Origin of the sequence: Gemmiger gallinarum (genome assembly GCF_014982805.1) — a bacterium.
GTDB classification, from domain to species: Bacteria; Bacillota; Clostridia; order Oscillospirales; family Ruminococcaceae; genus Gemmiger; species Gemmiger gallinarum.
Genome location: NZ_JADCKC010000004.1, coordinates 103815 through 122391 on the forward strand (window position 1 = coordinate 103815; position 18577 = coordinate 122391).

Annotated in this window: 18 protein-coding genes and 1 pseudogene; 12 read left to right on the top strand and 7 right to left on the bottom strand. The window is 64.0% G+C overall.

Annotation, left to right across the window (positions count from 1 at the left end):
* Positions 1-61: 61 nt before the first annotated feature.
* The 6 genes from INF35_RS13055 to ruvC form a co-directional block, all read right to left on the bottom strand.
* Positions 62-898 carry an energy-coupling factor transporter ATPase gene (locus tag INF35_RS13055; protein ID WP_193503190.1) on the bottom strand — a complete coding sequence of 279 codons (837 nt, stop codon included), beginning with the start codon at positions 896-898 and terminating at the stop codon, positions 62-64.
* A 37-nt stretch (positions 899-935) separates the two neighbouring features.
* Positions 936-1802 carry a class I SAM-dependent methyltransferase gene (locus INF35_RS13060; protein WP_193503192.1) on the bottom strand — a complete coding sequence of 289 codons (867 nt, stop codon included), beginning with the start codon at positions 1800-1802 and terminating at the stop codon, positions 936-938.
* A gap of 66 nt (positions 1803-1868) precedes the next feature.
* Positions 1869-2936 carry a Holliday junction branch migration DNA helicase RuvB gene (gene ruvB / locus INF35_RS13065; RefSeq protein ID WP_193503194.1) on the bottom strand — a complete coding sequence of 356 codons (1068 nt, stop codon included), beginning with the start codon at positions 2934-2936 and terminating at the stop codon, positions 1869-1871.
* 18 nt (positions 2937-2954) lie between these two features.
* Positions 2955-3557 (bottom strand): Holliday junction branch migration protein RuvA, encoded by a 603-nt coding sequence (gene ruvA, locus INF35_RS13070; protein ID WP_193503196.1) that lies wholly within the window; start codon positions 3555-3557, stop codon positions 2955-2957.
* A gap of 38 nt (positions 3558-3595) precedes the next feature.
* Positions 3596-3778, bottom strand: coding sequence for a PF20097 family protein (locus INF35_RS13075; protein ID WP_193503198.1), 183 nt, complete (start codon positions 3776-3778; stop codon positions 3596-3598).
* Positions 3779-3830: 52 nt separating this feature from the next.
* Positions 3831-4328 (bottom strand): crossover junction endodeoxyribonuclease RuvC, encoded by a 498-nt coding sequence (gene ruvC / locus INF35_RS13080; protein WP_193503200.1) that lies wholly within the window; start codon positions 4326-4328, stop codon positions 3831-3833.
* Positions 4329-4609: 281 nt separating this feature from the next.
* Between ruvC and INF35_RS13085 the strand changes: the two are divergent.
* From INF35_RS13085 to INF35_RS13140, 12 genes and pseudogenes are all read left to right on the top strand, one after another.
* Positions 4610-5281: pseudogene (locus INF35_RS13085) on the top strand (response regulator transcription factor).
* The gene (locus INF35_RS13090) at positions 5278-6396 is read left to right on the top strand and encodes a HAMP domain-containing sensor histidine kinase (protein ID WP_193503202.1); all 1119 of its coding nucleotides are present in this window, start codon (positions 5278-5280) and stop codon (positions 6394-6396) included. Before INF35_RS13085 ends, INF35_RS13090 begins: the two are co-directional and overlap by 4 nt.
* Complete coding sequence (locus tag INF35_RS13095) at positions 6359-6886, top strand: hypothetical protein (RefSeq protein WP_193503204.1); 528 nt, start codon at positions 6359-6361, stop codon at positions 6884-6886. Before INF35_RS13090 ends, INF35_RS13095 begins: the two co-directional genes overlap by 38 nt.
* Before the next feature lie 220 nt (positions 6887-7106).
* Positions 7107-7415 (top strand): hypothetical protein, encoded by a 309-nt coding sequence (locus INF35_RS13100; protein ID WP_193503206.1) that lies wholly within the window; start codon positions 7107-7109, stop codon positions 7413-7415.
* A 42-nt stretch (positions 7416-7457) separates the two neighbouring features.
* Complete coding sequence (locus INF35_RS13105; RefSeq protein ID WP_193503208.1) at positions 7458-7829, top strand: hypothetical protein; 372 nt, start codon at positions 7458-7460, stop codon at positions 7827-7829.
* A 106-nt stretch (positions 7830-7935) separates the two neighbouring features.
* A complete protein-coding gene (locus tag INF35_RS13110) occupies positions 7936-8862 on the top strand; it encodes a hypothetical protein (RefSeq protein ID WP_193503210.1) in 927 nt (308 codons plus the stop codon).
* A 184-nt stretch (positions 8863-9046) separates the two neighbouring features.
* On the top strand, positions 9047-10537 hold the full coding sequence (locus INF35_RS13115; protein ID WP_193503212.1) for a DUF1846 domain-containing protein: 1491 nt from the start codon (positions 9047-9049) through the stop codon (positions 10535-10537).
* Positions 10538-10677: 140 nt separating this feature from the next.
* Positions 10678-11352, top strand: coding sequence for a response regulator transcription factor (locus tag INF35_RS13120; RefSeq protein ID WP_193503306.1), 675 nt, complete (start codon positions 10678-10680; stop codon positions 11350-11352).
* Positions 11342-12949 carry a sensor histidine kinase gene (locus tag INF35_RS13125; protein WP_193503214.1) on the top strand — a complete coding sequence of 536 codons (1608 nt, stop codon included), beginning with the start codon at positions 11342-11344 and terminating at the stop codon, positions 12947-12949. The genes INF35_RS13120 and INF35_RS13125 overlap by 11 nt, the downstream gene beginning before the upstream one ends.
* Before the next feature lie 163 nt (positions 12950-13112).
* Complete coding sequence (locus INF35_RS13130) at positions 13113-13826, top strand: ABC transporter ATP-binding protein (RefSeq protein ID WP_328740941.1); 714 nt, start codon at positions 13113-13115, stop codon at positions 13824-13826.
* A 14-nt stretch (positions 13827-13840) separates the two neighbouring features.
* On the top strand, positions 13841-15718 hold the full coding sequence (locus INF35_RS13135) for a COG1361 S-layer family protein (protein ID WP_193503218.1): 1878 nt from the start codon (positions 13841-13843) through the stop codon (positions 15716-15718).
* 3 nt (positions 15719-15721) lie between these two features.
* Positions 15722-17062 carry an ABC transporter permease gene (locus INF35_RS13140; protein ID WP_193503220.1) on the top strand — a complete coding sequence of 447 codons (1341 nt, stop codon included), beginning with the start codon at positions 15722-15724 and terminating at the stop codon, positions 17060-17062.
* 190 nt (positions 17063-17252) lie between these two features.
* Here the strand turns inward: INF35_RS13140 and thiC are convergent, their stop codons facing one another.
* A complete protein-coding gene (gene thiC, locus INF35_RS13145; protein ID WP_193503222.1) occupies positions 17253-18563 on the bottom strand; it encodes a phosphomethylpyrimidine synthase ThiC in 1311 nt (436 codons plus the stop codon).
* Positions 18564-18577: the final 14 nt, after the last annotated feature.

Consider the following 18577-nt stretch of genomic DNA (forward strand, 5'->3'; position numbering starts at 1 on the left):
ATCCCCGGCGGTCCGGGTGATGTTCTCATCCTTGGTGTTGGGCGGGCCGAAAAAGGCCCTTTCAGTCTTTCAGCAGTTCGTACAGCCAGTCGGCGGCGGCGTCCGGCGTGATGATGCGCCTGGGCGCAGGCAGACCTTCCGCTTCCAGGGCGTCCCGCAGCTCGGCGGCCTGAGGTACGTCCAGATGGTAGCGCTTGAGGCGCTCGGTCTGGGCAAAGATCTCCTCCGGGGTGCCCTCCATGACGATGCGGCCGCTGTTCATGACCAGCACCCGGTCGGCCTGGGCCGCCTCCTCCATATAGTGGGTGATGGAGACGATGGTGATGCCCGACGCCCGCAGCTTGCGGATGGTCTGCATCACCGACCGGCGGCCGCTGGGGTCCAGCATGGCGGTGGCTTCGTCCAGCACCAGGCAGTCGGGCCGCATGGCGATGACGCCTGCAATGGCCACCCGCTGTTTCTGGCCGCCGGAGAGTTTATGGGGCGCCTTGTCCCGCTTTTCATAGATGCCGGCCAGCTTCATGGCCTCGTCGATGCGGGTGCGGATCTCGGGGGAGGGCACGCCCAGGTTTTCGAGAGCGAAAGCCACATCCTCCTCCACCACGGTGGCGACGATCTGGTTGTCCGGGTTCTGGAACACCATGCCCACCTTCTGGCGGATGTCGTAGAGCTTTTCCTCGGTGCGGGTGTCGATGTCCTCCACCAGCACCGTGCCCTTCTCGGGCAGCAGAATGGCGTTGAAGTGCTTGGCCAGCGTCGACTTGCCGCAGCCGTTGGCGCCCAGCACCGCCACAAACTCGCCTTTCTTGATGTCCATGCTCACCCCCGACACCGCCCACACGGGCTGTTCGGGGTCATAACGGAAATGCACGTCCTGCACGCGCAGCATCTCTTCCATGATGGTTTTCCTTTCCTGATGGGGTTGCTTCCCCCGTTCAGCTCTCCTGCCAGATGGCGGTGGCGCCGCAGGGCACCACGCCCCCGGTGGCCGACACGGGCAGGCCGATCTCGTCGCAGCTGGTCCGGCCGCCGAAGCGGGGGACGATGGTAGTCTTCATGATGTATTCCATCACCGCAGGGCTCAGGCCCTCGGTGTAGCTGTTGACCGCAAAGAAGAGGGGCTGCTTGCTCAGCACCCCCACGCACTGGGCGATGAGGTCGTAGATGTTGTCCTCCAGCTTCCAGATCTCGCCCCCGGGTCCCCGGCCGTAGCTGGGCGGGTCCATGATGACGGCGTCGTAAAAGCTGCCCCGGCGGATCTCCCGGGCGACGAACTTGCCGCAGTCGTCCACGATCCACCGGCAGGGGCGGTCCTGCAGGTTGCTGGCGGCGGCGTTTTCCCGCGCCCAGGCCACCATGCCCTTGCTGGCATCCACGTGGGTGACAGTCGCCCCCGCAGCCAGACAGGCAAGCGTCGCGCCGCCGGTGTAGCCGAAGAGGTTGAGCACCCGGATGGGCCGTCCCGCGGCGGTGATGATCTTGCGGTACCACTCCCAGTTGACGGCCTGCTCCGGGAAGACGCCGGTGTGCTTGAAGCCGGTGGGGCTGACAATAAGGGTCAGGTCCTGCCAGCGGATGCGCCATTTCTGGGGCAGGCTGCGGCGGGTCTCCCAGCTGCCGCCGCCCTTGGTGGACCGGTGGTAGACGGCGTCGGCCTTGTCCCACAGGGGGCTGGCCGGGGCGTTTTTCCACACCACCTGGGGGTCGGGACGGATGAGCAGGGTCTTGCCCCACCGTTCCAGACGGTTTTTCTCGGTGGCGTCGATGAGTTCATAATCCTGCCAGGTTTCGGCAGCGCGCATGGCGGCGACTCCTTTCTGTCATAGCGAATCTATCATAGCGGACAAATGTGAAGTTTTCTTGGCGGTTCAGTAAAGACTCTGCTGGCCGTCGTCGGCGGGGCCGTCCTCGGCGCGCAGCTGGCGGGGCACCGGCATGTGCAGATGCTCGTAGGCCAGCCGGGTGACGCAGCGTCCCCGGGGCGTCCGGGTGAGAAAACCCATCTGCATCAGGTAGGGCTCGCAGATGTCCTCCAGGGTGACGCTCTCCTCCCCCAATGCCGCGGCCAGCGTCTCCAGACCCACCGGGCCGCCGCCGTACATTTCAATGATGGCCCGCAGCAGGCTGCGGTCCAGCTCGTCCAGGCCCAGCTCGTCAATGTCCATCTGGATGCGGGCGTCGATGGCGGTCTCCTCGTCGATGGTGCCGTCCCCCCGCACGGTGGCAAAGTCCCGGGCCCGCTTGAGCAGCCGGTTGGCGATACGGGGGGTGCCCCGGCTGCACCGGGCCAGTTCCAGAGCACCCTCGTGGGTGGTGGGAATGCCCAGAATGGAGGCGCTGCGCTCAATGATGCGGGCCAGCTCGTCGGGGCTGTAGGGTTCCAGCTTGAGCAGGATGCCGAAGCGGTCCCGCAGGGGGCCGGTGAGCTGTCCCGCCCGGGTGGTGGCGCCGATGAGGGTGAACCGGGGCAGGTTGATACGGATGCTCTGGGCGCTGGGGCCTTTGCCGATCATGATATCCAGGGCGTAGTCCTCCAGCGCCGGATAGAGCACCTCCTCCACCTGCCGGGACAGGCGGTGGATCTCGTCAATGAAGAGCACATCCCCCTCCTGCAGATTGGTAAGCAGAGCGGCCAGGTCGCCGGGCTTTTCAATGGCGGGGCCGGAGGTGATGCGGATCTGCACTCCCATCTCCTGGGCCACAATGCCCGCCAGCGTCGTCTTGCCCAGGCCGGGAGGGCCGTACAAAAGGATATGGTCCATGGGCTCGCCCCGGCGCTGGGCCGCCCGCAGATAGATGGAAAGGTTGGATTTGACCTTTTCCTGCCCCACGTAGTCTTCCAGCGTTTTGGGGCGGAGGCTCACTTCCTCGGTGTCGGCCTCGGTGGCGTCGGGGGTGACCAGGCGGGTGGGGTCAACGGTATATTCCTGATTCACGGTATCCCTCCTTGACGGTTACAGCTTGGAAAGCCCGCGCAGGGCAATTTTGATGATGTCCTGCACCGGCAAAGTGTCGTCCACCCGGGAGACGGCCCGGGCGGCGTCGGAGGCATTGTAGCCCAGAGCCACCAGCGCCGCCACTGCCTGAGAGGGGGCGGAACCGGCGGCGGGAGCTTGCTCCCCGGCGTCGGCAAAGCCGGTACCCATGGCCAGGCCCTTGCCCACCTTGTCCTTCAGTTCCAGGGCGATGCGCTGGGCCAGCTTGGGCCCCACGCCGCTTGCCTTGGTGAAGGCCTTGTGGTCCCCGGAGGAGGCCGCCAGGGCGACTTTCTCGGGGGTCATGACGGACAAAACCGCCAGCGCCGCCTTGGGGCCCACGCCGGTGACCGAGGTGAGCATCTTGAAGCAGGACTGCTGTTCCTCCGACGAAAAGCCGTAGAGGGCCACGTCGTTCTCGGTGACGTTCATGACGGTGTAGAGGGTGGCTTCCTCCCCGGGGGCGGGCAGGCTGCCCGCCGTGGTGGTGGGCACCTGGGCCAGGTATCCCACGCCCCCGCAGCTGATGACCACGGTGTCCAGTGTTTTTTTGACGACCTTGCCGGTCAGGCAATAGATCATGGTGTGTGCTCCTTTTCTCTATGGAAGGGCGGCCGGGGTCATTCCGGCCGGATATTGGACTCGTAGCCGGAGGCATCCAGCAGGATCTTCCGGCAGCGGGGGCAGAACCAGCTTTCCAGCTGATGGGGAGAGAACATGGTTTTGCCCAGGCTGAGGGCATAGACTTCCCCCGGCCCCGGGTTCAGGGTCAGGGCGTGTTTTTTCTCGCTCCAGAGGGCCATGCCGCATGGGAATTTTGCAGAAAGGACAGTCCATCCGGTTTCCTCCTCAGGTTCAGCGGGGCGGGGTGCCGGCGATGCGGCTGCGGCTGCAATGGCAGTGGGCGATGGCCAGGGCCAGGGCGTCGGCGGTGTCGTCGGGTTTGGGGACGGCGTCCAGATGCAATAAGATCCGGGTCATTTCCTGGATCTGCTTTTTCACCGCCTTGCCGTAGCCGGTGACCGCCTGCTTGACCTGCATGGGGGTGTACTCAAAGATGGGCACCCCCGCCTGGGCCGCCGAGAGCAGGATGACCCCCCGGGCCTCCGCCACCCCGATGACGGTGGTCTGGTTGTGCTGGTAGTACAGTTTTTCAATGGAGAGAGCCTGGGGACGGTACTTGGTACAGACCTCGTTCATGCCGGTGTAGATCTCGGCCAGGCGCTGTTCAAAGGGGGTGTCCTTGTCGGTCAGAATCGCCCCGTAAGCCACCGGCGCAAACCGGTTGCCCGTATAATCCAGTACCCCCCAGCCCACGATGGCATACCCGGGGTCAATGCCCAAAACCCGCATTTGTCTACACCTCTCCATTTTAACCGTAATAGTATACCACAAACCGACTTTGGCGGCAAGAAAAACGGCCGGTATCTCCGGCATTTTCCTGCGGCGTGCGGCGGCGTCTTGCGGCAAAAGCTCCGGTGCCGTATGATGGTAACAGAGACTTTCCCGCCCCCGTTAACAATTCTCAAACAAAACCCAAACAGTACGCCAACAACGGCGGGGTACAATGGGGCATCCACCCGGGAAAGGGTCTGCCCGGCCCGTTCCGCTTTACCGAAAGAGAGGGGTTTTCCATGGTCCGTATCCTTGTTGTGGAGGATGACGCCAGGCTCAATCAGGCGGTGTGCACCTACCTCAACGACAGCGGCTTTGCGGCCACCGGCTGTCTGTCGGCAGCGGCCGCCTATGAAGAGATGTACAATCAGCTGTACGACCTCATTGTCTCCGACATCATGATGCCCGGGGAGGACGGCTTTTCCTTTGCCGAGAACGTCCGCCGGGTCAACCGGGTCATCCCCATCCTGTTCATGTCCGCCCGGGACGACCTGCCCGCCAAGCAGAAGGGCTTTCAGCTGGGCATCGACGACTACATGGTCAAGCCCATCGAGCTGGCCGAGCTGCTGCTGCGGGTGCGGGCGCTTTTGCGCCGTGCCAACATCGAGATGGAGCGGCGGCTGACAGTGGGGAATCTGGTGCTGGATGCCGACGCCGTCACCGCCGCGGCGGACGGATAGGACATTCCCGTCACCACCCGGGAGTTCAACATTTTATACAAGCTTCTGTCCTACCCCAACAAGACCTTTTCCCGGGCGCAGCTCATGGACGAGTTCTGGGGGGTGGAGACGGAGACCAGCCTGCGGGCGGTGGACGTTTACATCACCAAGCTGCGGGACAAGTTTTCCCGCTGTACCGGCTTTACCATCAAGACCGTCCGGGGCCTGGGCTACAAGGCGGTGCTGAAATGAGGGCCCCGGGCAAATTTTCCGACGACCGGGTGAAAAAAGAGCTGTTTCCCCTGTCCACCTTCCTGCTGTTTTTCCTGGTGTTCGCCCTGCTCACCACCCTGCAGATGATGATGATCGGTCGGGTCATCGACTACCGCAGCCTGCCCGCCGCCAGCGTGGCCGGGGTGGTGGGGTTCTGGGCGGCGGCCTCCGCGGCCGCCACCCTGACCACCGGGCTCATCATCCGCCGCCATTACCAGAAACCCATTGAGGAATTTTCCGAGGCCGCCCGCCGGGTGGCTGCTGGGGACTTTTCGGTCTATCTGCCGCCCCGGCACACCATCGACAAGCGCACCCATCTGGATGTGCTGTACATGGACTTCAACAAGATGGTGGAGGAGCTGGGCAGCATCGAGACCCTCAAGACCGACTTTTTCTCCAACGTTTCCCACGAGATCAAGACCCCGCTGACGGTCATCCAGACCAACGCCGAACTGCTGCAGACTTCCTCCCTCACCGAGGCCCAGCGCCGGGAATGCACCGACACCATCCTGCAGGCCACCCGGCGGCTGTCCAGCCTCATCACCAACATGCTCAAGCTCAACAAGCTGGAAAAGCAGGTCATCCAGCCCATGCCCCGGCCCTACGACCTCTGCGCCCAGCTGTGCAGCTGCGCCCTGCAGTTTGAGGACCAGTGGGAGCGCCGGCACATCGACTTTGAGGCCGATCTGGAGGACCGGGCGGAGGTCTTTGCCGACGAGGGTCTGCTGGAACTGGTGTGGACCAACCTGCTCTCCAACGCCCTCAAGTTCACCCCGGAGGGCGGCCGCATCACCCTGGGCCAGCGCTCGGGGCCCGAGGGCCTGACTGTATGGGTGACGGACACCGGCTGCGGCATGGACGCCGGTACCATGGCCCGCATTTTTGACAAATTCTATCAGGGGGACACCTCCCACGCCACCGAGGGCAACGGCCTGGGTCTGGCGCTGGTGCGGCGGGTGCTGGAACTCTCCGACGGCAGCATCGCGGTGGAGAGCACCCCCGGGCAGGGCAGCACTTTCACCGTGCGGCTGCCCGCCCCCCCAGGGAGGCACAGACATGACCCAATCCTCTTCCGGCCGGTACATCGGCTATGAATACAAGCAGGTCCCCGCAGCGGGACAGGACATCTCCCTGCTTCTGGACTGCTACGAAAGCTTCGGCTGGCAGCAGGATGAAAACCATCCTGTTGCCCCCGGCGTCCGGCCCGCGGTCCTCTACCTCAAGCGGGACCGCAAGATCATCAACAAGATGGAGCTGACCCGTCTGCAGCGCAACTTTGAGGCCTGTCTGCGGGAGATTGACCTGCTGGAACGGTCCAAAACCAGCGCCGCCACCCTGTGGGCCCTGCTGGTGGGGCTGGCAGGCACCGCCTTCATGGCGGGGTCGGTGTTTGCCGTCACCGCCGCCCCGCCCCATTATCTGCTGACCATCCTGCTGGCGGTGCCCGGCTTTGCGGGATGGATTCTCCCCGTCTTTCTGCGCCGGGGGTTGACCCGGGCCCGCACCCGCAGGGTCCAGCCCTTCATCGAGGCCAAGTATGAGGAGATCTACGCCCTGTGTGAGAAGGGCCACGCCCTTCTGTGACTCCGTCCTGCCGTTTTCCCGTATCTCTGCTGAGAGTCCGCTGTCCGGTCTGCCCGGGCGGCGGATTTTTTTGCTTTTTCAGGAGCGGATTTAACATTTTGCAAACACAACCCAAGCAGAGCGCAAACAATCCGGCCCTATACTGTAGGCACAAAAGGGAAAGCCCCGGATGCCCGGCGCGGGCAGGGCCTTTCCGCCAACAAAACAGGAGGTTACAACCATGAGTGAATATCAGCTGAAGCCCGGCAAGCTGGGCAAAAAGGTTCTGGACGCCTACAAGAATGTGGAGGACAGATTTGTGGATGCTTTCCTGGAGGAGGACGGCTCCCTCAGGACCGGCGGCATGGCCGACAAGGTCACCGGCGCCTATCACAAGGTGGAGGACACGGTGGTGGGCGGTTATCAGAAGGTGGAGCGCACCGTGGTGGACGGCTACAAAACCATCGAGGGCGCCTTTGTGGATGCCTTTCTGGAAAAGACCGACTCCGATGCCCCCGCCGGCGACCACTCCCCTGAATCCTGCCGCTGACCGTCCCGCTTTTGTATCCCGTTTACAAGGAGGAAACTTTCCATGAAAAAGAAAAATTTTGTCACCCTGATCCTTGCCACCGTCGGCGGCATTCTCTTCGCCCTGGGCATGTGCATGGCGCTGCTGCCTCAGTGGAACGCCATGCAGGAGGGCGTCATCACCGGCGGGGCGGGCCTGGTGGTCCTGCTGATCCTGTGGCTGGTCCGCCGCCGGATGGAGGGCAAGCCGATGGTCCGCCTGAGCGTCCGTTCTGTGGCCACCGCCCTGCTGGGCATCATGGGTGCCCTGATGCTGGGGCTGGGCATGTGCATGGTCATGCTGTGGAACATGCTGGTGCCCGGCATCGCCGTGGGCCTGGCCGGGATTGTGCTGCTGCTCTGCCTGATCCCCCTCATCCGGGGCATTCGGGACTGAGGCGTCCTCTTAACAATTCCCAAACAAAAGGCAAACAAAATCCAAACATCCCCCGGGTAGGATACCGGTATCCCCTTCCACCCTTTTCCCGATTGGAGACAACGCCATGTCCGGACACCGCCTCTCCCGCCCAAAAACAACCAACCGCTTCTCCTTCCGGCCGCCGCTTTTCCCCTGCTGTCTGGGGGCGGCGGCCTTTTCCGCTGCCGCCCTCTGGAAGGCGGCCGCTCCGGAACAGCTTCCCCTGCCCGCCCCGGCGGAGTACGCCCTCTACACGGCGGCGGGGGTATTTCTGGCCCTGGCGGTCTGGGCGGCGATTGCCTGTGTGCGGCGGGCCTCTCCCCTGCGGGCCGTCTCCCGCGCTGCCTGCCGCCATCCCCTTCTCGCCCGGCTGTATGACGACGCCGACCTCCGCATTCGGTGGACAGGGTACGGCTCCCTTGCCTTCAGCGGCATACTCGCCCTCTCCCGGCTGGCGGCGGGCTGGCAGCTGGCCTCCCGGTGGCTCACGGTACTGGCGGGGTACTCTCTGGCATTGTGCGCCACCTGGGGACTGGTTTTGCGGGGCAGCCGGGCAGCCGCCCGGCTGGACGATCCCGACGCCCGGCTGCGGGCAGGCTGGAAAACCTACCGTCTGTGCGGGGCGCTGCTGGTTTTGCTGGCCCTGACCCTGCTGGGCGTGGCGGTGCTTATTGTGCGGGAGGACAACGGCTTTGTCTATGACGGCTTCCGGATCTTTGCCGTGGCCTTCTATGACTTTTACAGCCTGATCTCCTCGGTGGTCTTTCTCATCCGGTTCCACCGCCGCCGCTCCCCCGACCTGCTGGCCCTGCGGCAGATCCGCTTTGCCGCCTCCCTTGTCTCCATGCTCTCCCTCCAGACCGCCATGCTGGCAGCCTTCGGGACGGATACCCCCCTGCCTCTGCGCCGCCTCATGAACCTGGCCACCGGCAGCGCCGTCTGCCTTCTGTTGGCACTGACCGGTCTTTTTATGGTGCTGCGGGCCAGGCGGCAGCTGTTGCCTCCCCCGTGACCGTCAAATTCTGCACACTGCTTTTTTTGCCCCATACCGGGCATTCCCCCGGTGCCCCGTCAAAAAGTGGAATTGCACCGGGTTTTTGAGTATGCTATACTGGATTTGGTATGTATTTTGGGAAAAGGGGATGCTCCCGCCCCGGGGGTGCCCCCACAGATTTTGCAGAGGAAGTGGGACGCAGATGAATATAGGATTTGACAACAACAAATATCTGGTCATGCAGTCGGCGCACATCCGGGAGCGCATTGCTCAGTTCGACAACAAGCTGTACATGGAATTCGGCGGCAAGCTGTTTGACGATTACCATGCTTCCCGGGTGCTGCCCGGCTTTCAGCCCGACTCCAAGCTGCACATGCTGCTGCAGCTGAAGGACCAGGCGGAGATCGTTATCGCCATCAGCGCCGAGGCCATCATCAGCAACAAAAAGCGGGGCGACTACGGCATCACCTACGACATGGACGTGCTGCGCCTTATCGACGCCTTCCAGGGGGTGGGCCTGTTTGTGGGCAGCGTCTGCATCACCATGTACACCCCCGAGCCGGAGGTCATTGCCTTTGAGCAGAAGCTCCAGACCCTGGGCATCCGCAGCTTCCGCCATTACAAGATCGCCGGCTATCCCGGCGATGTGGCCCGCATCGTCAGCGACGAGGGCTACGGCAAAAACGACTACATCGAGACTCAGCGTCCCCTCATTGTGGTGACCGCCCCCGGCCCCGGCAGCGGCAAGATGGCCGTCTGCCTGTCCCAGCTCTACCATGAGTACAAGCGGGGCATCAAGGCGGGGTATGCCAAGTTCGAGACCTTCCCCATCTGGAACCTGCCCCTCAAGCATCCGGTCAACCTGGCCTACGAGGCAGCCACCGCCGACCTCAACGATGTCAACATGATCGACCCCTTCCATCTGGAAGCCTACGGTGAGACCGCCGTCAACTACAACCGGGACATTGAGATCTTCCCGGTGCTCAACGCCATGTTCGAGCTCATTGCGGGCAAGAGCCCCTACCGCTCCCCCACCGACATGGGCGTCAACATGGCGGGCAACTGCATTGTGGACGACGAGGTCTGCCGGGAGGCCTCCCTCAAGGAGATCCTCCGCCGCTACATGAAGTGCCTCTGCGACCAGAAGGTGGGCGGCACCGTCAAGGATGAGCGCTTCAAGCTGGAGCTGCTCCTCAACCAGGCGGGCCTGACCGTGGGCAGCCGGGCGGTGGAACAGCAGGCCCATGCCCGCTCCCAGGCCACCGGAGGCCTGCCCGCCGCCGCCATCGAGCTGCCCGACGGCACCATCGTCACCGGCAAGACCGGTCCCCTGCTGGGCGCCGCCTCCTCCGCCCTTCTCAACGCCCTGAAAAAGCTGGCGGGCATCGATCAGGAGATCGAGCTGGTCTCCGCCCGTGCCATTGAGCCCATCCAGACCCTCAAGACCACCTACTTCGGCAGCAAGAACCCCCGCCTGCACACCGATGAGATTCTCATCGCCCTGTCCAGCTCCATCTCGGAGAACAAGTATGCCGCGGCGGCGTTGAACCAGCTGCCCAATCTGCGGGGCTGCGACATGCACTCCACCGTCATCCTCTCCCGGGTGGACAGCGAGACGCTGAACTGCCTGGGCATCTACGTCACCTGCGACCCCGTCTACGAGGAAGAAGACCGCAAGTACCACAAGGTCTGACCCCGTCTTTTCCCGCCCTGCCGGGCGGTCATCATGATATCAGGCGCCGTGCATTTGTCAGGAGTTTGACAAATGCACGGCGCTATTGTATGCTGACGGCAGAACACCCTGACATTTCCAACGCCAAGGAGGACTTTCCCATGGCCACCACCATTCTCATTGCCGAGGACGACGCCGACATCCGGGAGGTGCTCCGCCTCTATCTGGAGGGGGAGGGCTTTGCGGTGGCGGAGGCTGCCGACGGTGACGCCGCCCTGCAGCTGGCCCGCTCCGCCGACCCCGACGCCGCCATTCTGGACGTGATGATGCCGGGCATGAACGGCTACGAGCTGACCCGGGCTTTGCGGCGGCAGAGCGATATTCCCATCCTGATCCTGTCCGCCAAAAGCCAGGACAACGACAAGATCCTGGGCCTCAACCTGGGGGCTGACGACTACATTGCCAAGCCCTTCAATCCCATGGAGGTGGTGGCGCGGCTGAAAGCCCATCTGCGCCGGGCGGGGCGCGCCCGCCGGGACACCCTGACGGTGGGCCCCCTGACCCTGGACACCGCCGGGCTGCAGCTCTACAAAAACGGCGAACCCATCCCCCTCACCCCCACCGAGTACAAGATCCTGGCCCAGCTCATGGCATCGCCGGGGCGCATCTTCACCAAGGTGCAGCTGTACGAGGGCATTGCCGGGGAATACTTTGAGAGCAACGACAACACCATGATGGCGCACATCTCCAAGCTGCGGGAAAAGATCGAGGACGATCCCAAGAACCCGCGGTGCATCATCACCATACGTGGACTGGGGTATAAAATTGAAGGCTGAACCACACCGGGACAGCGGCCTCTTCGGCCTGCTGGTCCGAAACTATCTCTTCTTCACCCTCACCCTGCTGCTCATTGCGGCGGGGATCTATCTGCTGTGGGATGCCCAGCTCAACCGGCTCTTCGACCCCTTTGACTGGGACAGCCTCCTCACCGACGACCGGCTGGCCGCGGGGGACTACGACGCCCTGGCCCGCCGCCTGAAAGGGGCGGACAACGCCTTCTCGGTGCTGGATACGGAGGGGGCGGTGCTCTACCAGTCCGACCCGGAGGTCTGCGTCACCCTGACCCCCGCCGAGCTGGCCTGCGTCTGTCCCTACGACGGCAGCTATTACATCGAGGCCTTTCCCGAGCGGGACGCCGACGGCAACACCCGCTACCGGGTGCTTCGCTATACTCTCGAGGACGGCATGACCGACATCGACGCCGAGCTCTTGCTGGATGAACACTTCCGGGTGCTGGCCGGCAGCCTGGTGCCGGGGCAGACCGCCTACACCGCCCGGCAGTACGCCATCCTCAGCGGGGCCTACCCCGACCACGCCACCCTCTACCGCTATGACTTCACCGCCGACGACGGCAGCGGGCGCATCCTGCTCTTGCAGGTGGCCCTGCCCGACGAGCAGGCCATCTACCAGGCCTCCCAGGATTCCTGGCGGGTGTGGCTGCTGGCCATTCCCCTGTATGTGGCCGCGGCGGGCTTTTTCATCCATCAGATCAGCCGGCGCATCCGCAAGCCTCTTGACCGGCTGCACGCGGCGGTGGTGGCCCAGGCCCAGGGCAAGCAGGTGCGGGTGGGAGACTGCGGCGGCGTGCGGGAGCTGGCCCGCATCGGGGAGAGCTTCGACCGCCTGTCCGACCGTCTGGCCGAGAGCGAGCGGGAACGGGAGCAGCTGGACCGGGAACGCCAGCAGATGATCGCCAACATCTCCCACGACCTCAAGACGCCGGTGACGGTGATCTCAGGCTATGTGGACGCCCTGGCCGACGGCAAGGTCCCCCCGGAGCAGCAGGCCCGGTATCTGGCGGCCATCCGCAGCCGCACCGCTGCCCTGACCCAGCTCATCAACGCCTTTCACGAGTACAGCAAGGTGGAGCACCCCCGCTTTGTGCTCCAGCGGCGGCAGGCGGACCTGTGCGAGTATCTGCGGGAGTATCTGGCCGCCAAGTACGACGAGATCGAGCTGGCGGGCTTCACCCTGCAGGTGGACATTCCCGAAACGCCCTGCCCCTGTTCCCTCGACCCCTTTGAGCTGGGCCGGGCGCTGGACAACCTCATCGGCAACTCCCTGCGCCACAACCGGCTGGGCACCGTGCTGTCGGTGTCTTTGGCTGTGGAGGCAGGCTGGGCCGTGGTGACGGTGGCGGACAACGGCCACGGCATCCCCGCCCACCGGCTGGAGACCATCTTTGAGCCCTTTGTGGTGGGCAGCGACGCCCGCAACCAGGGGGGCAGCGGACTGGGCCTGTCCATCACCCGGCGCATTGTGGAGCTCCACGGGGGGCGCATCGCCGTGACCTCCGCCCCCAGCACCGGCACCGCCTTCACCATCCGGCTGCCCCTGCCCGGCCCCGGCGAAGAAACATCCCCCCAATCCTGAATAGTTTCCCTGCGTTTGAACGGCCGGGGAGAAGGAAAGCGTCCTGTTTTCCTTCTCTCCGGCCTTTTTTCTGCAAACCTTGCGAAATCTTAAGGTTGCCTTGAGGATGGTCAAAGGTTGGGGGTGTAGTCTATCCTTGTCAAACCAAGGAGGTGACCCCCCAGTGCAGGAACAATACCCCCGGACCCGCCCCCTCATTGAGGTGCGGGGCATCCGCAAGGAATACCCTCTGGGCGACGAGACCGTCGTCGCCCTCAAGGGAATCAATCTGAACATCATGCGCGGCGAGATCTGCTGTATCTTCGGCACATCGGGCTCGGGCAAGAGTACCTTTCTCAACCAGCTGGCGGGCATGGAAAAGCCCACCCGGGGCGTCGTCCGCATCGGCGGGGTGCCCGTCTCCCAGCTGGACGAAAACAAACTGGCCGCCTTCCGGCAGCGGCATGTGGGCTTTGTCTTTCAGTCCTACAACCTGCTGCCCCACCTCACCGCCACCGAGAACGTGGCCCTGCCCCTGATGTTTCGGGGGGTGCCCCGCAAGGAGCGGGAGGAAGCCGCCCGCAAAATGCTCTGCCGGGTGGGGCTGCCCCACCGGCTGGACCACTTTCCCCGGCAGATGTCCGGCGGCCAGCAGCAGCGTGTGGGCATTGCCCGGGCCTTCATCGCCCGGCCGGATGTGGTTTTTGCCGACGAGCCCACCGGCAACCTGGACTCCAGGACCACGGTGGAGATCATGGAGATGATCTGCGCCTTTTCCCGCAAGTATCACCAGACCATCATCCTCGTCACCCACGACCCCGAAATGGCCGCCTACGCCGACCGCATCGTCCGCCTCATCGACGGCGAGATCGTCAGCGACGAGGCCCGCCGTTCCTGAAAGGAGAATCCACCATGATCACCCTGTCTGTTTTCTGCAAGCGGGCCGCCGCCCTGGCGCTGGCCCTGCTGCTCACCGGCGCCATCCTGCGCACCGCCGTCTCGGCGGAAGAACCCGACCTTTCCGCTGCCCCGGCGGCGGAAACCATCGCCCCGGAAGCTCTGACCGCCGCCCCGGAGGCTGTTCCCGAAGCCGATCCGGCGCCTCTCAACTTTTTTGCCACCAGCTACACCGTCAGCGCCCCGGGCGGTCAGAACGGCCTGGGCACCCTGCGCCGGGGGGACAAGGCGGACATCGCCGTAGTGCTCAAGGACACCGCCCTCACCACCGACGCCTTCTCCCTGGAGGACTACGATTTCAGCAAGCTCATTGACAGCTTTTCCGCCTGCACCCCCAAGGCGGAGCTGATCTCCTCGGGCAGTGAGCCGGTGAGCGTCAAGGTCACCTGCCCCGGCATCGAGTACAGCGGCACCGGCCAGAGCCTCAAGCTCAGCGCCGCCCGCAAGGGCAGCACCGACGCCCCCCAGACGGTGGAGGTCACCGTCTCCCAGGCGGAGATCTATGTAAAGCCGGACCCCACGCCCACCCCGGCCCCCAAGGAAGTCCCCGCGCCCATGGTGCTCATCACCCGGTCGGCCCAGCCCAAGCCCCTGGCCGCCAATGAGACCGCCGACATTGTGGTCACCTTCCAGAACACCGGCAAGACCATGGTCCAGACCCCCGTGGTCAGCTTTTCCGCCTCGGAAGCCCTGACCATCCTCAACGAGAACTCCACCTTCCTGCTCCCCGACATCGAGCCGGGCAAGAGCGCCTCAGTGACGGTGCGGGTGCAGGCCGCAAAAGAGATCCAGTCCGCCGGGCAGTCGCTGCAGGCCGACCTCAAGTTCAGCTACGACAATGCCGGCACCCTGACCCAGGCCTCCACCTCCGAAAAGCTCAACCTCTCCGCCAGCACCACCGGCGACGGCCAGAAAACCGACGCCGCCACCCCCAACGTGGTCATTCAGGACTTCAGCTACGGGGAGCAGGCCATCTCGGCGGGGGGACACTTCAAGCTGGACTTCCGCTTCCAGAACATGGGACGCCTCAAGATTGAAAATGTGGTGGTCACCGTGGACGGAGGCGAAAACTTCGCCCTGGACGGCGGCACCAGCACCTTCTACTACGACAGCCTGGCCTCCCGGGGGGACCAGCGCCAGAGCGTCCCCCTCATGGCCCTGCCCACCGCCAAGAGCGGCGCCCAGCCGGTGACGGTTTCCTTCAAATACGAGTATGTGGACGGGGGCAAGCGGTCCGCCTCCTCCAGCGAGATCAAGCTGTCGGTGCCGGTGGTGCAGCAGGACCGCTTCCAGATCAGCGCCCCCACCCTGCCCGAGTCCGTCACCGCCGGGGAGGAAGTGGTCCTGACCCTCAACTACGTCAACCGGGGCAAGTCCGATGTCTCCAACGTGGAGGCGGTCATAGAAGGCAGCGGCTTTGACTCCCCCGCCAAAAACCAGTATGTGGGCAACATCACGGCGGGCACCAGCGGGTCGGTGGGCTTTGCCCTCACCCCCAGCGACGCGGGCAAACTGAAAGTGGTGCTCAAGGTCACCTACGAGGACCCCAACCTGGAACAGCAGACCAAGGAGTTCCCGGTGGAGCTCACCGTCGCCGAGATGGCCGAGCCCGACTTTGACCCTGAGCTGGACGGCATGGCGGAGACGGGCGGCACGCCCTCCTTCCCATGGCCGGTGCTGGGCGTCATCCCCGCCGCCGCCATTCTCATCGTACTTGTGGTGGTCCGCAAAAAGCGGGCTGCCAAGGCTGACCCCGCCCCCCAGGCCGACAACGCCGACTGGGACAACTGGGACAATGTATTTTCCGACGACGGCGACGACACGGAGGTGTGAGCCATGAACCATCAGGACCTGCTGCGGGTGTGCATCCAGAACCTGCTGCGGCGCAAGTCCCGCACCTTTCTCACTGTGCTGGGGGTGCTCATCGGATGCTGTTCCATCGTCATCATGGTCTCCCTGGGCATTGGCATGAAGGAATCCCAGGACAAGCTTCTGGCCGAGCTGGGAGATCTCACCATCATCACCGTCACCGCCCCCCAGAAGGGCAAGGGCAAGAAAAAGCTGGACGACGCCCTGGTCAGGCAGATCCGGGGCATGGAGGGGGTGGAGGCCGTCTCCCCCAAGCTGTCCATGGACAACTACACCTTCCGCATCCTTGCGGGGCAGACCAGGCGCTATGTGGCGGACTGGGTCTCCCTGGTGGGGCTGGACACCGCCCAGCTGGAACGCCTGGGCTACAAGCTGGACAAGGGCAGCTATCCCTCGTCGGGGGAGGTAGCACTGGGCCAGTACTTTGCCTACAACTTCCGCGACACCCTGCGCCCCGAAGGCTCCAACACCATCAACCGGTGGGATGCCGGCTTTGACGAGTCCGGCCGCCTGCTCCCTCCGCCCGACGCCTACTTTGACCCCCTCCATGAGCCCCTGACCCTGGAGGTGGAGACCGACAACGGCGCCAAGGTGACCTTTTCCCTCAAGGCCTCCGGGTCGGTCAAAGAGGACAACGCCAAGGGCTACGAGACCTCCGAGGGCATCCTTATGAGCATTGCCGACCTGCGGGCCATCCAGCAGAAGCTGAACGGCAGCACCGGCAAGCCCGCCCCCTATGATTCCCTGGTGGTCAAGGTGACGGATATTTCCCGGGTAGAGCCGGTGGAAAACGCCATCAAGGGCCTGGGCTACACCACCGAATCCATGGAGAGCATCCGCAAGCCCATGGAAAAAGAAGCCCGCCAGAAGCAGATGATGCTGGGCGGGCTGGGGGCCATCTCTCTGTTCGTTGCTGCGCTGGGCATCACCAATACCATGATCATGTCCATTTCGGAGCGCACCAAAGAGATCGGCGTGATGAAATCTCTGGGCTGTTTTGTCTACGATATCCGGGTCATGTTTCTGACCGAGGCCGGAGCCATCGGGCTGGTGGGGGGACTCATCGGCTGCGTCATCAGCTTCTTTATCTCGGTCATGGTCAACCTGGTTGCCATGGGAGAGTTTTCTCCCCTCAACATCCTTCCCGCCATCTTCGGAAGCGAGACGGTCAACCGCGTGTCGGTGATCCCGCCGTGGCTGTACCTTTTCGCCGTCGCCTTCTCGGTGCTCATCGGCCTGGGGTCGGGGTATTACCCGGCCAACAAGGCGGTGCAGATTCCCGCCCTGGAGGCGATCAAGAGCGAGTGACCAGGGGCCCATCCTCACCCCGGTCGTCTCGCCGCTCCCCTTTCTTCCGCCCCGGCATCTTCCCATCCGGATGCCGGGGCGGTTTTGTATTTCCCGGGATGGGCTCCATACAAAAAACACCGCTCTTCTGCCCGGCAGTGCTGCCGGGCGGAGGGCGGTGGACTTTTTATAAGGGTTCAGGCCGGGCGGGTTACAGAATGTCGATGTGCTCGCCGCTGAGGGCCTTGTTCATGCTGCGCACGGCGCAGAACTTGCCGCACATGGAGCAGGTGTCGTCGTGCTCGGGGGAACGGTCGGCCCGGATGGCCTTGGCGGTCTCGGGGTCGAGGGCGCAGGCCCACTGGGCTTCCCAGTCCAGGGCGCGGCGGGCGTCGCCCATTTTATCGTCGATTTCCCGGGCGCCCCGGACACCCTTGGCGATGTCGGCGGCGTGGGCGGCGATCTTGCTGGCGATGATGCCCTGTTTCACGTCATCCAGGTTGGGCAGGGCCAGATGTTCCGCCGGGGTGACATAGCAGAGGAAGGCCGCGCCGTTCATGGCGGCAATGGCACCGCCGATGGCCGCGGTGATGTGGTCGTAGCCGGGGGCGATGTCGGTGACCAGGGGTCCCAGCACATAGAAGGGCGCGCCCTGGCAGATGGTCTGCTGGACCTTCATGTTGGCGGCGATCTGATCCATGGGCACATGGCCGGGGCCTTCCACCATGACCTGAACGTCCTTTTCCCAGGCGCGCTTGGTCAGTTCGCCCAGGCAGACCAGCTCTTCGATCTGGCAGACATCGGTGGCGTCGGCCAGACAGCCGGGACGGCAGGCATCTCCCAGAGAGATGGTCACGTCGTACTCCCGGCAGATGTCCAGGATCTCGTCAAAGTACTCGTAGAAGGGGTTTTCCTGGCCGGTCATGCACATCCAGGCAAAGACCAGGGAACCGCCCCGGGAGACGATGTTCATCTTGCGCTTATGCTTGCGGATCTGATCGATGGTCTTGCGGGTGATGCCGCAGTGCAGCGTCACAAAGTCCACGCCATCCTGGGCGTGCAGACGCACCACATCGATAAAGTCCCTGGCGCTCAGGGTGTCCAGATCCCGCTGGTAGTGGATGACGCTGTCATACACCGGCACCGTGCCGATCATGGCCGGGCATTCCCGGGTGAGCTTCTGGCGGAAAGGCTGGGTGTTGCCGTGGCTGGACAGGTCCATGATGGCCTCGCCGCCCATTTTGACGGCAGCCATGACCTTCTGCATCTCCACGTCGTAGTCCTTGCAGTCCCGGGAGACGCCCAGGTTCACGTTGATCTTGGTGCGCAGCATGGAGCCCACGCCCTCGGGGTCCAGGCAGGTGTGCAGCTTGTTGGCCGGGATGACCACCTTGCCCGAGGCTACCAGGGGCAGCAGCTCCTCCACCGTCATCCGTTCCTTTTTGGCAACGGTCTCCATCTGGGGGGTCGCAATGCCCTTGCGCGCCGCCTCCATCTGGGTGGCATAGTTGCGTTCACTCATGGTTTTGCTCTCCT

Excerpts from the sequence above, each read along its gene's own strand:
- INF35_RS13120 (WP_193503306.1), top strand. The coding sequence starts at position 10,678 with ATGGCCACCACCATTCTCATTGCCGAGGACGACGCCGACATCCGGGAG.
- INF35_RS13075 (WP_193503198.1), bottom strand. The coding sequence starts at position 3,778 with ATGGCCCTCTGGAGCGAGAAAAAACACGCCCTGACCCTGAACCCGGGG.
- thiC (WP_193503222.1), bottom strand. The coding sequence starts at position 18,563 with ATGAGTGAACGCAACTATGCCACCCAGATGGAGGCGGCGCGCAAGGGC.
- INF35_RS13095 (WP_193503204.1), top strand. The coding sequence starts at position 6,359 with ATGACCCAATCCTCTTCCGGCCGGTACATCGGCTATGAATACAAGCAG.
- INF35_RS13135 (WP_193503218.1), top strand. The coding sequence starts at position 13,841 with ATGATCACCCTGTCTGTTTTCTGCAAGCGGGCCGCCGCCCTGGCGCTG.
- INF35_RS13110 (WP_193503210.1), top strand. The coding sequence starts at position 7,936 with ATGTCCGGACACCGCCTCTCCCGCCCAAAAACAACCAACCGCTTCTCC.
- INF35_RS13100 (WP_193503206.1), top strand. The coding sequence starts at position 7,107 with ATGAGTGAATATCAGCTGAAGCCCGGCAAGCTGGGCAAAAAGGTTCTG.
- INF35_RS13060 (WP_193503192.1), bottom strand. The coding sequence starts at position 1,802 with ATGCGCGCTGCCGAAACCTGGCAGGATTATGAACTCATCGACGCCACC.
- ruvC (WP_193503200.1), bottom strand. The coding sequence starts at position 4,328 with ATGCGGGTTTTGGGCATTGACCCCGGGTATGCCATCGTGGGCTGGGGG.
- ruvA (WP_193503196.1), bottom strand. The coding sequence starts at position 3,557 with ATGATCTATTGCCTGACCGGCAAGGTCGTCAAAAAAACACTGGACACC.
- INF35_RS13140 (WP_193503220.1), top strand. The coding sequence starts at position 15,722 with ATGAACCATCAGGACCTGCTGCGGGTGTGCATCCAGAACCTGCTGCGG.
- INF35_RS13090 (WP_193503202.1), top strand. The coding sequence starts at position 5,278 with ATGAGGGCCCCGGGCAAATTTTCCGACGACCGGGTGAAAAAAGAGCTG.
- INF35_RS13105 (WP_193503208.1), top strand. The coding sequence starts at position 7,458 with ATGAAAAAGAAAAATTTTGTCACCCTGATCCTTGCCACCGTCGGCGGC.
- INF35_RS13055 (WP_193503190.1), bottom strand. The coding sequence starts at position 898 with ATGGAAGAGATGCTGCGCGTGCAGGACGTGCATTTCCGTTATGACCCC.
- INF35_RS13115 (WP_193503212.1), top strand. The coding sequence starts at position 9,047 with ATGAATATAGGATTTGACAACAACAAATATCTGGTCATGCAGTCGGCG.